This is a genomic window from Fictibacillus sp. B-59209, from assembly GCF_036216745.1.
GTDB lineage: Bacteria > Bacillota > Bacilli > Bacillales > Fictibacillaceae > Fictibacillus_C > Fictibacillus_C marinisediminis.
In genome coordinates, this window is record NZ_JARMMC010000003.1 from 136,505 (window position 1) to 150,756 (window position 14,252).

The 14,252-nt window shown below is 45.0% G+C and carries 10 protein-coding genes; 9 read left to right on the top strand and 1 reads right to left on the bottom strand.

Annotated elements, in window-relative coordinates; all coding sequences use genetic code 11:
- The first annotated feature begins 54 nt into the window (after window positions 1–54).
- From P4361_RS01750 to prfB, 3 genes are all read left to right on the top strand, one after another.
- Window positions 55–1,308 (top strand): dicarboxylate/amino acid:cation symporter, encoded by a 1,254-nt coding sequence (locus P4361_RS01750; protein WP_328088086.1) that lies wholly within the window; start codon window positions 55–57, stop codon window positions 1,306–1,308.
- Between the two features lie 322 nt (window positions 1,309–1,630).
- On the top strand, window positions 1,631–4,147 hold the full coding sequence (secA, locus tag P4361_RS01755) for a preprotein translocase subunit SecA (RefSeq protein ID WP_265409588.1): 2,517 nt from the start codon (window positions 1,631–1,633) through the stop codon (window positions 4,145–4,147).
- A 130-nt stretch (window positions 4,148–4,277) separates the two neighbouring features.
- Window positions 4,278–5,376 (top strand): peptide chain release factor 2 gene (prfB, locus tag P4361_RS01760; protein WP_328088089.1). Its coding sequence is split into 2 segments (ribosomal slippage): window positions 4,278–4,340 and window positions 4,342–5,376, totalling 1,098 coding nucleotides; the frame shifts between segments, so codons are not numbered across the junction.
- Between the two features lie 310 nt (window positions 5,377–5,686).
- On the opposite strand, the gene P4361_RS01765 is transcribed toward prfB, so the two are convergent.
- The gene (locus P4361_RS01765; RefSeq protein WP_328088090.1) at window positions 5,687–5,941 is read right to left on the bottom strand and encodes a hypothetical protein; all 255 of its coding nucleotides are present in this window, start codon (window positions 5,939–5,941) and stop codon (window positions 5,687–5,689) included.
- A gap of 495 nt (window positions 5,942–6,436) precedes the next feature.
- Here P4361_RS01765 and P4361_RS01770 point away from each other — a divergent pair, with 495 nt between their 5' ends.
- The 6 genes from P4361_RS01770 to P4361_RS01795 all read left to right on the top strand — a co-directional run bounded on the left by P4361_RS01770 (window position 6,437) and on the right by P4361_RS01795 (window position 14,015).
- Complete coding sequence (locus P4361_RS01770; protein WP_231689207.1) at window positions 6,437–7,309, top strand: YitT family protein; 873 nt, start codon at window positions 6,437–6,439, stop codon at window positions 7,307–7,309.
- A 458-nt stretch (window positions 7,310–7,767) separates the two neighbouring features.
- Window positions 7,768–8,454 carry a cell division ATP-binding protein FtsE gene (gene ftsE / locus P4361_RS01775; RefSeq protein ID WP_328088091.1) on the top strand — a complete coding sequence of 229 codons (687 nt, stop codon included), beginning with the start codon at window positions 7,768–7,770 and terminating at the stop codon, window positions 8,452–8,454.
- The gene (ftsX, locus tag P4361_RS01780; RefSeq protein ID WP_328088092.1) at window positions 8,444–9,337 is read left to right on the top strand and encodes a permease-like cell division protein FtsX; all 894 of its coding nucleotides are present in this window, start codon (window positions 8,444–8,446) and stop codon (window positions 9,335–9,337) included. The genes ftsE and ftsX overlap by 11 nt, the downstream gene beginning before the upstream one ends.
- 256 nt (window positions 9,338–9,593) lie before the next feature.
- Window positions 9,594–10,799, top strand: coding sequence for a murein hydrolase activator EnvC family protein (locus P4361_RS01785; protein ID WP_328088093.1), 1,206 nt, complete (start codon window positions 9,594–9,596; stop codon window positions 10,797–10,799).
- A 152-nt stretch (window positions 10,800–10,951) separates the two neighbouring features.
- A complete protein-coding gene (locus P4361_RS01790) occupies window positions 10,952–12,412 on the top strand; it encodes a S41 family peptidase (RefSeq protein WP_328088094.1) in 1,461 nt (486 codons plus the stop codon).
- A 406-nt stretch (window positions 12,413–12,818) separates the two neighbouring features.
- Complete coding sequence (locus tag P4361_RS01795) at window positions 12,819–14,015, top strand: PDZ domain-containing protein (protein ID WP_328088119.1); 1,197 nt, start codon at window positions 12,819–12,821, stop codon at window positions 14,013–14,015.
- Window positions 14,016–14,252: the final 237 nt, after the last annotated feature.

The window sequence follows — 14,252 nt, forward strand, 5'->3', positions numbered from 1 at the left end:
TTTTCTGCAATAATGCCTATAATTTACATGATCATGATAAAGGGGATATTAACTATGAAGAGTATTTTAAAGACTTACCGTTTTCCGCTCATTCTTCTGCTGTCGATCGTCATCGGAAGCATCATCGGTTTTACGGAAGGCAAGGATGCTGCCGTATTAAAACCGTTTGGTGATATATTTTTGAATGCGATGTTTATGATCGTCGTACCGCTCGTTTTCTTTTCCATTTCATCAGCCATTGCCTCTATGGGAGGAGTCAAGCGGTTCGGAAAAGTGATGGGCTCAATGATGGTCGTTTTCCTTTTTACAGGAGTCGTTGCTTCCGTGATAGCCATGGCAGGAGTAAAGCTTTACTCGCCATCTAAAGGAGTTAACATCGATCTTGTAAAACCTGAAGATGCTGCGGAAAAGGTGTCGCTGGGTGACCAGATTGTCCAAACATTAACCGTTTCTGATTTCTCTGAGCTGTTTTCACGCAATAACATGCTCGCTCTCATCCTATTTTCTGTGTTGATGGGAGTAGCCGTTTCTATGATCGGTGAAAAAGGAAAACCATTCGCGAACTTCCTGAAATCAGGAAGCGAAGTGATGCTGAAGATGGTCAGCCTCGTCATGTATTATGCGCCGATTGGTCTTGGTGCTTATTTTGCAGCCTTAATTGGAGAGTTCGGACCGACGCTTCTTGGTTCTTATTTCCGCGCGGTTCTGTATTACTACCCGCTTGCTATTATTTATTTCTTTGGATTTTTCTCGCTGTATGCGTTTATGGCCAGTGGAAAAGAAGGTGTCCGTCATTTCTGGAAAAACATGCTTTCTCCATCGCTGACGGCTCTTGCCACTTGCAGCTCGGCCGCTTCTATTCCTGTTAACCTTGAAGCTTCTAAACGAATGGGTGTGCCGAATGATATTAGTGAGACAGCCATTCCGCTTGGAGCGACGCTTCATAAAGACGGCTCAGTAATGGGCGGTGTCCTGAAGATCACTTTCTTGTTCGGGATCTTCGGACATGATTTCTCTGGGATCGGTACGTACCTTCTCGTTCTTGTGGTTTCTTTATTGGTAGGAATGGTCATGGGTGCGATTCCGCAAGGCGGGATGATCGGTGAAATGCTGATTCTTTCACTCTTCGGGTTCCCGGTTGAAGCCTTGCCGATCGCCGCTGCGATCAGTACGATTATCGATCCGCCGGCTACCCTGCTGAATGCAACTGGAGATAATGTGGCCAGCATGCTGACAGCACGACTCGTAGAAGGCAAAAAGAGAATGAAAGAAACCGTCATGAAACTTGGAGAACAAAAAGGAGCGTAACAGCTCAGGGCACAGCCATGGAGGCTGTGCTTTTTTGTATGTTATCATGCGTTTAAAAGGACAGCAGGGAGTGTATCCTTATGGATGAAAGGAAAATGCCTTTGCCAATTTAGCTTTAGCTTGTGTTACGGCTTTTTGTAAATTCTTTTACATTTCCACCATTCAATTCATTTTTCTTTATACTGAGAAACAGAGAGTTTGTGAAAGGACGTGCGAAAAATTGAATTGACAGTTGAAGAGATTTCAGCTTTCTTGTCGTAAAATTCACAAACTGATAGAATAAGTAATAGCACTTATTTCCTGAACAGAGGAGCGTTAGCAGATGATAGGATTGCTTAAAAAGATTTTTCCAAGTACGAACGATCGAAATTTAAATAGATACCAGAAGATCGCTGATCAGGTAGATGGACTGGGGGATGCTCTTAAAGGTCTTTCCGAGGATGAACTTCGTCAAAAAACGGAGGAATTCAGAGAGCGCATCGCCAAAGGGGAATCTCTGGATGCCCTTCTTCCTGAGGCGTTTGCGGTTGTCAGAGAAGCGGCAGAACGTGTACTCGGAATGCGTCCATATCCTGTTCAAATCATGGGGGCGACTGCACTTCATGAAGGAAACATTTCTGAAATGAAAACCGGTGAAGGTAAAACACTCGTAGCGACGATGCCTGTTTATTTGAATGCCCTTGAAGGCAAAGGCGTTCACGTGGTCACAGTCAATGAATACCTTGCCCGCCGTGACTCCGAATTGATGAGTCCTCTGTATAATTTTCTTGGCCTTTCGGTTGGTCTGAACATCTCCGACCTTTCCAGAGAAGAAAAGAAGGAAGCGTATGCAGCCGACATCACGTACGGTACAAACAACGAATATGGCTTTGATTATCTTCGTGACAACATGGTTGTTTATAAAGAACAAATGGTTCAGCGTCCGTTGAACTATGCCATTGTCGATGAGGTGGACTCCATTCTTATTGACGAAGCCCGTACACCGCTGATCATTTCGGGTTCAGCTCAAAAGTCTACGGAAATGTACATGATGGCCAACATGTTTGTCCGCACACTGAAAAAAGAAGAAGATTATACCGTTGATGTGAAGACAAAAAACGTTCAGCTCACAGAAGATGGGATTACAAAAGCAGAAAAATATTTTAATATTGATAACTTGTATGATTATAACCATGTTACCCTGAACCACCATATCAACCAGGCGCTTAAAGCGAATATCATTATGATTCTTGATGTGGATTACGTTGTTCAGGATGGCGAAGTTGTCATCGTTGACCCGTTCACCGGCCGGCTGATGGCAGGCCGCCGCTACAGCGAAGGTCTCCACCAGGCGATTGAAGCAAAAGAAGGTCTGGAAATTCAGCGCGAGAGCATGACGCTTGCAACGATTACCTTCCAAAACTACTTCCGTATGTACAATAAGCTTTCCGGTATGACGGGTACAGCAAAAACGGAAGAAGAAGAATTCCGCAACATTTACAATATGGAGGTTGTCGCGATTCCGACGAACCGTCCGATTGCGCGTGAAGATAACTCCGATTTTGTTTATAAATCAATGGCAGGCAAATTCCGCGCCATCGTTAAAGAAATTCAGGAACGCCATGAGACCGGACAGCCGATCCTCGTCGGTACGGTTGCAGTTGAAACATCTGAGCTGCTTTCACAAATGCTTCGCAAAAAAGGGATTCCGCATAATGTTTTGAATGCGAAAAACCACGAGCGTGAAGCGGAAATCATTGAAAATGCAGGCCAGGCCGGCATGGTTACCATCGCCACAAACATGGCGGGCCGTGGTACGGATATCAAGCTTGGAGAAGGTGTCCGTGAACTTGGAGGCCTCCATATTTTAGGTACAGAACGCCATGAATCACGCCGTATCGATAACCAGCTCCGCGGACGTTCCGGACGCCAGGGAGATCCAGGCTCTTCTCAATTCTACATCTCCATGGAAGATGAGCTGATGCGCCGATTCGGTTCAGATAATATGATGAACATGATGGAACGCCTTGGGATGGATGAAGATACGCCAATTGAAAGCAAGCTCGTCACCAAAGCGGTTGAATCTGCGCAAAAACGTGTTGAAGGATCCAACTTTGATGCTCGTAAGCAGCTTCTTCAATATGACGATGTTATGCGCCAGCAGCGTGAGATCATCTACAAACAGCGCCAGGAAGTGCTTGATGCTGAAAATCTAGGTGACATCGTTCTTAGAATGGTGGATTCCGTTATTGACCGTATCGTTAAAGCACATACTGCTGACGAAATGGTTCAGGAAGAATGGGATCTTACTGAGATTGTAAATTACGCTGCCGCTACTTTCCTAAATGAAGATGACGTGACAGTCAAAGAGCTTGAAGGACTGGATCAGGAAGAAATCATCGAGCTTCTGAAAGAAAAAGCGCACAACGCGTTTGCTGAGAAAGAAGCGATGATCGAGCCTGAACATATGCGCGAGTTTGAAAAAGCGGTCATCCTGCGTTCTGTTGACTCCAAATGGATGGATCACATCGACCAGATGGAACAGCTTCGACAAGGGATCCACCTTCGTGCATACGGACAAAACGATCCACTTCGCGAGTACCAGTTTGAAGGATTTGAGATGTTCGAGTCCATGATTGCTGCAATTGAAGAAGAAGTCGCAATGTATATCATGAAAGCTCAAGTGGAGCAGAACATGCAGCGTGAGCAAGTGGCTGAAGGTAAAGCGGTTGTTCCTAGCGATAAGCAGGAGACCAAGCGCCAGCCAGTTAAAAAGAAACAGGATATCGGCCGAAACGCCTTATGTCCATGCGGCAGCGGCAAAAAATATAAACAATGTCACGGTGCAGCGGAGAATTAATCCCGCCGTGGTGATATAATAAAGGAAGAAGCAGGAGAGTCGGGTTTTAAGGCTCTCTTTGCTGTGTTTTTTCACAGCAAAACAACATATACTCACGATTAGGATATAACCAAAAACACGAGGTGGCAGAATGGAATTAGTAGAGATTAAGCAGGAACTGAACATTATGGCTAAGCGATTAGCGGACTTCAGGGGGTCTCTTTGACCTCGATAACAAAAAAGTAAAGATAGCAGAGCTCGATGAAAAAATGAGCGTACCGGCATTCTGGGATGACCAGAATGCTGCGCAAACGGTCATCAGTGAAGCAAACGGACTGAAAGAGCAAGTGAACCAGTTCGAAGATTTAAACGGACGTTACGAAGATCTTGAAGTCGCACATGAAATGCTGAAGGAAGAACCCGATGCTGAAATGCAGAAGGAACTTGAGCGTGATTTAAAGGAACTGTCCAATGCTTTAAATACATTTGAGCTTTCTCTTCTTTTAAACCAGCCATACGACAGCAACAATGCGATACTCGAACTTCATCCGGGTGCTGGGGGGACCGAGTCACAGGACTGGGCTTCCATGCTTCTCCGCATGTACACACGCTATGCGGAACGAAAAGGGTTCAAGGTAGAAACGCTGGATTACCTGCCTGGAGATGAAGCGGGTGTAAAAAGCGTAACGCTTGGCATTAAAGGCCACAATGCATACGGATATTTAAAAGCGGAAAAAGGAGTTCATCGATTGGTCAGGATCTCTCCATTTGACTCATCGGGACGCCGGCATACGTCGTTCGTATCATGCGACGTCGTTCCAGAGATCAATGATGATTCTGAAATTGATGTTCGTACCGAAGATTTAAAAGTGGATACTTACCGGGCCAGCGGAGCAGGCGGCCAGCACGTTAACACGACGGACTCTGCCGTACGGATTACCCATATTCCTACAAACACCGTCGTATCGTGCCAAACTGAACGCTCACAGATCAAGAACCGTGACCATGCGATGAAAATGCTGAAAGCGAAACTTCTTCAGCGGAAGATTGAAGAGCAGCAGGCAGAATTGGCTGAAATCCGCGGAGAACAAAAAGAGATCGGGTGGGGAAGCCAGATTCGTTCCTACGTTTTCCATCCATACAGCCTCGTAAAAGACCACCGTACCAATACGGAGATGGGGAACGTTCAAGCAGTTATGGACGGAGACATCGAAAGCTTTATCGACGCGTATCTGCGTTCTAAAATTTAATAGGATAAGGGAAAAGGCTGGTCCTGGATGGGCCAGCCTTTTTTTGTATTTGTTTGTATGAAAATGATGCGTTTTGCAAGTAAACCTTGTCGAACCGCAAGTAAGTCTTGTCGAACCGCAAGTAAACATAGCATTTTCGCAAGTAACGCGAACCAAACTGCAAGTAAAGCGTGTCGAACCGCAAGTAACGGCACGCAATGGCACGCACGAGCCTCGGCAGAGCCTGCTAACATAGATCTTTTCATTCCAAAATGAACAAAAAAACTATCCAGATCGCACCCTGGATAGTTTCGATTCTTTCTCTATGTAATTATTGCAGAGGCAAGGCCTCATCAGCTCCGGGCACATTGCGCTGAAGTATTTCGATCTCATGCTCCAGGTAGGATATATAGTGTTCCATCTGCTCAAAACGCTGGAGTACGGCGGAATGATAGTTTTCCATTCCTTGATCAAGCTTATTGAAATTGGTTTCAATGATTTCAATTTTAGCTTGATAACGGTCGAGTCTGCCGAGTGCTTCCTCCATACGCTGCAAAAGGAGGAGATACAGCTTTTTTTCATCCATCTCAATTTTTATCCCCTTTCCTGTCCCTCAATATGTTGTTACTAGTTTAACGGAAAGCTGTCTGAATTTGTAAAAAACCGTTCGACAAAAGAAAGCCCGCCAGGTTCCCGGAAGCAGACCGGACGCGGCGGGATGATGGATTATTCATTATCTTTTGCGGATAAAAGATGGTTGAGCTCTTCAGTCAGGTCAGTTAACGATTGTGAGATTTCCAATACGTGCTGAACGGTCTCAAGCTGCTCTTACTTCTTGTATAGAGCTGTTGGCTGAAGCGGCCTGATCGGACGCAGCGGCCATCTGCTGAAGCGTATTGTTTAATTCTTGTTTAAATAAATTTCATCTAATTTATGGTTAAAAATATAATCGGAAATTTCAATTTTATTCCTTTACCGCGTCATCGGGATCGCGTTCACAGGGCAGACTAGTAGTGATATAATGATTCGGGTTTTACCATTTTACGAACTTAGGTGGTTTAGAAAGTAGGGTAATGTAGCAATGATGACAGCTTTGCGAAGACGTAATGGGGTTTTGCCGCCAAAGGCAGAGCTCGCTTTGGAATATATATTTGTGGTGATCGGTTCGGCCTTCGTAGCGCTTGCCTTTTCTGTGTTTTTGCTGCCGAACAAGATTGCTTCCGGCGGGGTGAGCGGGATCAGTACCATCTTAAAATGGGTTGTAGGCTGGGATCCGTCGATTGTCCAATGGGCACTTAACATTCCGCTATTTTTTGCCGGTATAATTTTTCTCGGAAGGCAGTTTGGCGCTAAAACACTCGTCGGCACTGTCGTTTTACCCCTCTTCGTTTTTGTATTCAGCGGTTGGGGACCAGCTACGAACGATCCGCTGCTTGGTGCATTATTCGGAGGATTGGGTGTTGGAGCCGGACTGGGCATCGTATTCCGAGGAAAAGCATCAACAGGCGGTGTTGACTTGCTGGCGCAGATCCTTCACAAATATGCCGGAATCTCCCTCGGGACATGCATTCTGTTTATTGATGGAACGATTGTTTGTACATCCGCACTTGTTTTCGGTCTTGAAAAAGCTCTTTACGCTTTGATCGCCATGTTCCTGACGGCAAAAACAATTGACGTTGTGCAAATGGGGCTTGGCGTTTCTAAAGTGGCACTGATCATCTCGGATCAGGAGGAAGAAATGCGCCAAGGGATTCTTACCGAGATCTACAGAGGTGTAACAAAGATCAATGCGTTCGGGGGATATACACAGGATGAGCGTCCGATGCTCATGTGTGTAGTCGCTCAATATGAGGTGACCAAACTGAAGCAATTTGTCAAAAGTATAGATCCTTCTGCGTTCATTATCCTGTTGAACGCCAATGAAGTTCTGGGCGAAGGATTTAAGCGTGCATAATCGATAAAAAACACACCGGTAAGCAAATTGCTCGCCGGTTTTTTTATGAAAAGACTGAGAAATGATGGATTTTGTCCGATTTCATGAAACGTACCGACATGATAACAGAAAAAAATACGAATGGGTATGTTTGTCGGCTAAGCAAATAGCAGTGATTTTTTAGAACATTACAGCTTAATTAAAATCGTAAATAACGTATTCTCCAACCGCTGACAGAAAAATGCGAATAATGTCGTAATATATTTGTCGAAAAGCTGTAAAGATAGTGAAAAAGTCACTTGTTATTCGAAAATAACGTCGTAACTTGAAATGAAACTGTAATAAATTTTACAGTTTCCGATGTTATAATAGGAATTACGGGAAAAAACACTGATTTTAATAAATTGGTTGTTATAGATTGTCGAATTTAAAAGGCGGATGGGGAAATACGCAGTTCTGAATTAAGGAAGTGATGAATTTTGATAGAAATGAAAGATGTATGGAAAACATATCCCAATGGTGTTATGGCTTTAAATGGGATCGATATCTACATAGATAAAGGAGAATTTGTTTATGTAGTAGGGCCGAGTGGAGCCGGTAAATCTACATTTATCAAGTGCATGTACAGAGAAGAGAAGCCGACAAAAGGTTCGATCCTCATACAAGGCACAGATCTGGCAAAATTAAGGGAACGAAACATTCCTAAAATGCGCAGGAAAATTGGAGTAGTCTTTCAGGACTTTAAACTTTTGCCAAAGCTGACAGTATATGAAAATGTTGCTTTTGCACTTGAAGTTATCGAAGAGACTCCAAAAGTAATCCGCCAGCGCGTTATGGAAGTTCTCGATCTGGTTCGGCTGAAAAACAAAGCACGTTCTTTTCCCGATGAGCTATCAGGCGGAGAGCAGCAGCGTGTATCGATCGCCCGCTCCATCGTTAATCATCCTCCAGTTATTATTGCGGATGAGCCGACAGGAAACCTTGACCCTGAAACGGCATGGGAGATCATGGACATCTTCAAGGAAATCAACGAACGTGGTACGACAGTTGTCATGGCCACTCACAATAAAGATATTGTTAACAGTTTTCAAAAGCGCGTAATCGCCATCGAAGGCGGACGAATCGTGCGTGACGAGCAGAAGGGGGAATACGGCTATGAAAACTAGAACCCTAAAGCGTCACTTTACAGAAGCATTTAAAAGTCTTGGGAGAAATGGCTGGATGTCATTTGCCTCCGTTAGTGCAGTAACGGTTACTTTATTGCTTGTCGGCGTTTTTCTAGTGGTCCTATTAAACTTAAATCATCTTGCAAGCCAGATTGAAGGCGATGTAGAGATTCGGGCGTATATTGACCGCACGACAAAACAGACGGAGTATGCTGATCTGCAGCAAAAAATGGAACAGGTTCCGCATGTCAATGAAGTGAAATTCCAATCCAAAGAAGATGGATTGAAAGAATTGATCAAAAGCCTTGGAGATGAAGGAAAAGCTTTCTCATCTCTGAAAAAAGAGAATCCATTGCCAGATGCGTACATCATTAAAACGAAAAAGCCTCAGGATACCGCATCAGTTGCTTCTGAAATAGAGAAATTTGACCACATCAAGAAGGTTGATTACGGCCAGGGAACCGTAGAAAAGCTGTTTAAAGTGACAGGCGCTGCCAGAAATGTTGGGATTGTATTGATCGTTGGATTGATCTTTACAGCAATGTTCCTCATTTCAAACACGATTAAACTTACAATTGTATCCCGGCGTAAAGAAATTGAAATTATGAAACTTGTTGGTGCAACAAATGGCTTTATTCGCTGGCCTTTCTTTATTGAAGGGTTTGTACTGGGTGTGATGGGGGCGATTGTTCCGATCCTCGTTATCGTGTTCGGATACGAATTCCTGCACGGCTCAGTCAATAATCAGCTCGATACCGTCTTTGTCAGACTGCTGCCGGTCTATCCGATGGTGCTTCAGCTTTCAGCATTGCTGGCCATTATCGGTGGATTGATTGGAGTATGGGGAAGCATTTCATCCGTACGTAAATTCTTAAAAGTATAAATTCATTTTTAGCAAGATTGTGCTTTGGAAACAATTTTGCAAAGAGACTTCATGGACAAGTTGATGGAGTGCAAGGTGCGAGACTACGGCTGGGAGAAGCGTGACAGGTGAAACCCACAGGCGCATGCGCCGAGGGGTTCAGCGCACGCCCCGCGGAAAGTGAGCAGCCAGGAACGGAAATCAACTGCTTCCAAGAGCCACAAAGATTACGAAAGATATACATGAAAAATTGGGGTAGAAAAGGGGAGGACTTGATTTGAACAGAAAGATCGCAGGATTAACACTTTCATTAAGCCTCGCTCTTAGCGGTATTACAGCATACCAATCATCCACGACAGCCAGCGCAGAAACGCTAAAGAGCATACAAGAGAAAAAAGAGGCGAATAAAAAGAAACAAGGCGCCGCTAACGCAAAACTAAAGCTCAACGAAAAGAATCAGGCAGCTACAAAAAAGGAAATTGAACGCATCGATAAATCAACGATGGCTACAGAAAGCCAGATTAAAAAGAAAGAAAACGAGATCCAATTAACGCAGGATCAGATCGATCAGCTTAAGAACGAGATTGATCTTGTTCAAAAGCGGATTGACAAGCGGGACCAGCTGCTGAAAGAACGCGTCAGCTCCATGTACGAGAGCGGCGGAGCTGTCCAGTATCTTGATGTGGTTCTCGGATCAAAAAACTTCGGTGACTTTCTTGACCGGGTTGTCGCATTGAACCTGATTGCGGATCAGGACCGCCAGCTATTGGAAGAGCAAAAGAAAGATAAGGACCTTTTAGAGCAGAAGAAACAAAAGGTTGAAGATCAGCTTTCTGCTCTCCAGGACAAAATGCGTGAGCTTCAGGATCTGAAGAAGCAGCTTGATGCACAAATGGAAGAGAAAACCCGTTTGATGTCTTCATTAAAGAAAAAGCATTCTGAAATTGAGGACGAAGTGGAAAAGTATGAGCATTCAGCTGAGCTTCTAAGCAGCCAGGAGAAGGCCATTAAAGAAGAACAAGCTCGAGCCAAACAGGCTGAGGAGCAAAACAGCTCGAAGGGAAGCGCAGGCGGAAATGCTGCGAATACCGGATCAGGAATGATCATGAAGCCGGCAGCGGGTATCTTTACTTCCGGGATCGGTTCTCGCTGGAACAAGTTCCACGCGGGTGTTGATATTGCCAAGCCAGGTACAGTTCCGATCTACGCAGCGGCAGATGGTACTGTCATCCGTTCAGATTACTCTTCATCCTATGGAAATGTAATCTTCATTACCCACTCGATCAATGGACAAACGTGGACCACGGTTTACGGGCACATGAGAGAACGTGTCGTTCAGGGCGGTTCTGTAAAACGCGGCCAGCTGATCGGATATATGGGGAACACCGGCCATTCAACAGGCCAGCACTTGCATTTTGAACTTCACAAAGGGCCATGGAACGCATCGAAATCCAATGCAGTTGACCCTCGTCCGTATATGTAATCAGAGAAATATATGGACATAAAAATACAAGCTGTTCATAATATAGAGTAGGAGTTTCGGGCGGACACATCAGGTCCATCTCTTACTTTGAAAATTGGCATCGCATCGGGAAGGTGTGATGCCTTTTTCTGCCAAAAATGAGGTGAGCGAAATTGAAAAGAAAAGTTGTTGCGCTTCTTATGGTTTTATCGCTTGTTATTGGAGCCGGCGGAATGTACGGCTACATGCAATGGTCCAATAAAGATCAATCATTGGGCAACGCCGGCTCGGTCAGTGAGATGAAAAGCACCAAAGCGCCGGTGAATCATGATCAGGAATTTGCGAAGCTTCAAAAAACGTACGAGCTGATCTCCTCGAGGTATTATCAGAAAGTAGATTCAGAGAAACTGCTTGAAGGTGCCATCGACGGGATGGTAAGGACATTAAAAGATCCTTACTCTGTCTATATGGATGAAGACACGGCCAGCCAGTTTACCCAATCACTGGATTCTTCCTTTGAAGGTATTGGAACAGAAGTAAGCATGCAGGACGGAAAAGTAACCGTTATTGCACCATTTAAAGATTCACCTGCAGAACGTTCAGGTGTGAAGCCGAATGACCAGATCGTTTCAGTTGACGGCAAAAGTCTTGAAGGGCTTGATCTGTATCAGGCTGTTCTAAAAATCCGAGGCAAAAAAGGTTCTACAGTTACACTCGGCATTAAGCGAAAAGGTGTTAATGACACGCTTAACATCGATGTGAAACGCGACACGATTCCGATTGAGACGGTTTATTCTAACGTTCGAAACGTAAACGGCAAAAAAATCGGTGTCCTCAACATTACCTCTTTCTCTGAAGATACAGGAACCGATTTTAAAGATAAACTGGGTGAACTTGAAAGCAAAGGTATCCAAGGGCTTGTCATCGATGTCCGCGGAAATCCAGGCGGTTATCTGAATGCGGTCGACAGCATGCTGAAGGAAATTATTCCGGCAGGCAAACCGTTCGTTCAAATTCAAGACCGCAAAGGCAACAAGGAACGGTATGTTTCTCAGCTGAAAGAGAAGAAAGCCTATCCTATTGTCGGTCTCGTAGATGGAGGAAGTGCCTCAGCTTCTGAAATCATGGCTGGAGCATTAAAAGAAGCAGGCGGCTATCCGCTAGTCGGCGAGAAAACGTTCGGAAAAGGAACGGTTCAGCAGACCATCGATCTGGGGGATGGCAGCAATGTGAAGCTGACGCTTGCTAAATGGCTGACTCCGGACGGCAATTGGATCCATAAAAAAGGCATCAAGCCAAATTATGCCGTAAAACAGCCGGCTTACTTCTACACAAGCCCGCTTACAATCGAAAAACCGCTTGTTTTTGACATGAACAGCGAGCAAGTAAAAAATGCGCAGAAAATGCTTCAGGGCCTTGGCTTTGATCCGGGACGCACAGACGGCTATTTTGACGAAAAAACAGAAACAGCCGTTACTGCTTTCCAAAAAGCCAACAAGCTCAGCCCATCCGGCAAAGTGGATCAAAAAACAGCCGGCAAGCTGGAAAGCAAGATCATCACTGAGATCAGAAACAAGAAAAACGACGTCCAGCTTCAAACTGCTTTGGAGATGGCGGCAGAAAAGAAAAAATAACGAAGGATTCCGCAGGTTCTTGCCTGCGGAATTTTTTTGTTGATTGAGAAGCTGGAGAAATGCTGTGTTTGGCATGTAAAAGGTGGAAAGTGGCACGTTAAGGCAATAAAGCTGCACGTAAAGTGATTAAACTGGCACGTAAATGCTAAAAACCCGCACGTAATTCATGAAAACCCGCATGTAAACCCAACCGAACGTCTGCTCATCTTCTGACAAACGATCTGTAAGCGCCTTTCTTTATGAAAAGCTACACATTTTTCTCACACTCCTTGTTCTTTTCGGGTTATACTTAAAAATATTAACTACATAATGCTTTTGTAAATTTACATTCCAGGCAGAAGCCGGAATCACATTTTGAATAGATTACGAACGTTGAGAAAAGAAGCATTAAGGAGAGGTTTGCGTGATGGATATCTATGTAAAGGAACTGCTTGAGGGCATAGCGGCTCTTTTTTTACATCCACTTTCATACGTGTTTGTGATTGTTGCTTTTGTTATTGGTTTTAAGCGAGTAAAACGGGAACGAAAAGAATTTAAAGTAAAGGTCCACCCTGTGATTGATAATTTGATTCAATCATTTTTTCCTGGTCTTCTCATTGGTATTATTTTTTCCGTTGTTCTGCTCGGCGCCGGTGTCGTCGTTCCGATGGGAATGGTGGCCTTGATCGGCGCAATGTACGCGTTGCTTGGCTTAACACTGAGAACAAGGTTTTTAAACCCGGCTTATGCGATCGGACTCGCATCAATAGTTGCACTTGTTCTCCCGCATATCACGACGAATGTAGTTCTGCTGGATACATGGCTGAGGGATATCCGCAACACGCCGCTTGATGCTCTCGGTATTCTAATGGCACTCCTCCTCATTCAGGAAGGGATTCTGATCATCTGGAAAGGGTCAAATCGAACGTCTCCCCGTCTTTTGAAAGGCAAGAGAGGTCAATACGTGGGTGCGCATGAGGCAACAAGGTTCTGGCTTGTCCCGCAATTTTTCCTCATCCCGATCGGTGCCATTCCCGCACAGGGAGATTGGCCGATCTTTGGATTGCAGGCTGTAGGATACTCCATTCTCCTTGTCCCATTTGCGGTAGGTTTCCGTCAGCTGAATTCTCATTCCCTTCCACAGGAGGCGATTAAAGCGACCGGAAAACAAGTACTGGCTCTCGGCGCACTTATTGTGGCGATTGCGCTGGTTGGTTTCTTTACAGACTTGCCGCTGCTTGCGGTTATCGCTATCATTGGCGGAACGCTTGGCCGTGAGCTCATTACCGTCATTAACAGCCAGCGTGATGAGAGCGGCAAGCCATTCTTCACACGCCGGAATGAAGGACTCGTGGTCCTCGGTGTGGTGCCTGGCACCCCTGCTGCCAAGATGGGAATCCAGGTTGGAGAAGTCATCATGAAGGTGAACGGAGTCGCCTTGAAAAATGAGCGTGAATTCTACCGTGCATTGCAGATTAATGCAGCCTTTTGTAAACTCGAAGTTCTGGATCATAGAGGAGAGCTCCGTTTTTCCCAGCGGTCGCTCTATGAGAATGAACATCACGAGCTCGGCTTGCTGTTCGTGCATGAAGTGACAGAAAAGAAGAGTGTGGAAGTATCGTAATTTCCTATGAACGTAATCGATACTGAAGCAGACATTGAGGACTGTAAAAAAGGTTGACAAAATAGAGGGGGCTGTCCTGAAAGTCGAAAATTGACCTTCAGGGAGCTCCTTTGAGGTGAAAAATCTTCAATGAAAAGTTTATTGGAGTGCAAAGTGCGAGACTCCTGCGGGACTAGCGTGACAGGTGAGACTCCCGCAGGCGCTTGCGCCAAAGAGGCTCACCGCACGCCCCGCGGA

Excerpts from the sequence above, each read along its gene's own strand:
- P4361_RS01770 (WP_231689207.1), top strand. The coding sequence starts at position 6,437 with ATGATGACAGCTTTGCGAAGACGTAATGGGGTTTTGCCGCCAAAGGCA.
- P4361_RS01765 (WP_328088090.1), bottom strand. The coding sequence starts at position 5,941 with ATGGATGAAAAAAAGCTGTATCTCCTCCTTTTGCAGCGTATGGAGGAA.
- P4361_RS01795 (WP_328088119.1), top strand. The coding sequence starts at position 12,819 with ATGGATATCTATGTAAAGGAACTGCTTGAGGGCATAGCGGCTCTTTTT.
- ftsX (WP_328088092.1), top strand. The coding sequence starts at position 8,444 with ATGAAAACTAGAACCCTAAAGCGTCACTTTACAGAAGCATTTAAAAGT.
- P4361_RS01750 (WP_328088086.1), top strand. The coding sequence starts at position 55 with ATGAAGAGTATTTTAAAGACTTACCGTTTTCCGCTCATTCTTCTGCTG.
- secA (WP_265409588.1), top strand. The coding sequence starts at position 1,631 with ATGATAGGATTGCTTAAAAAGATTTTTCCAAGTACGAACGATCGAAAT.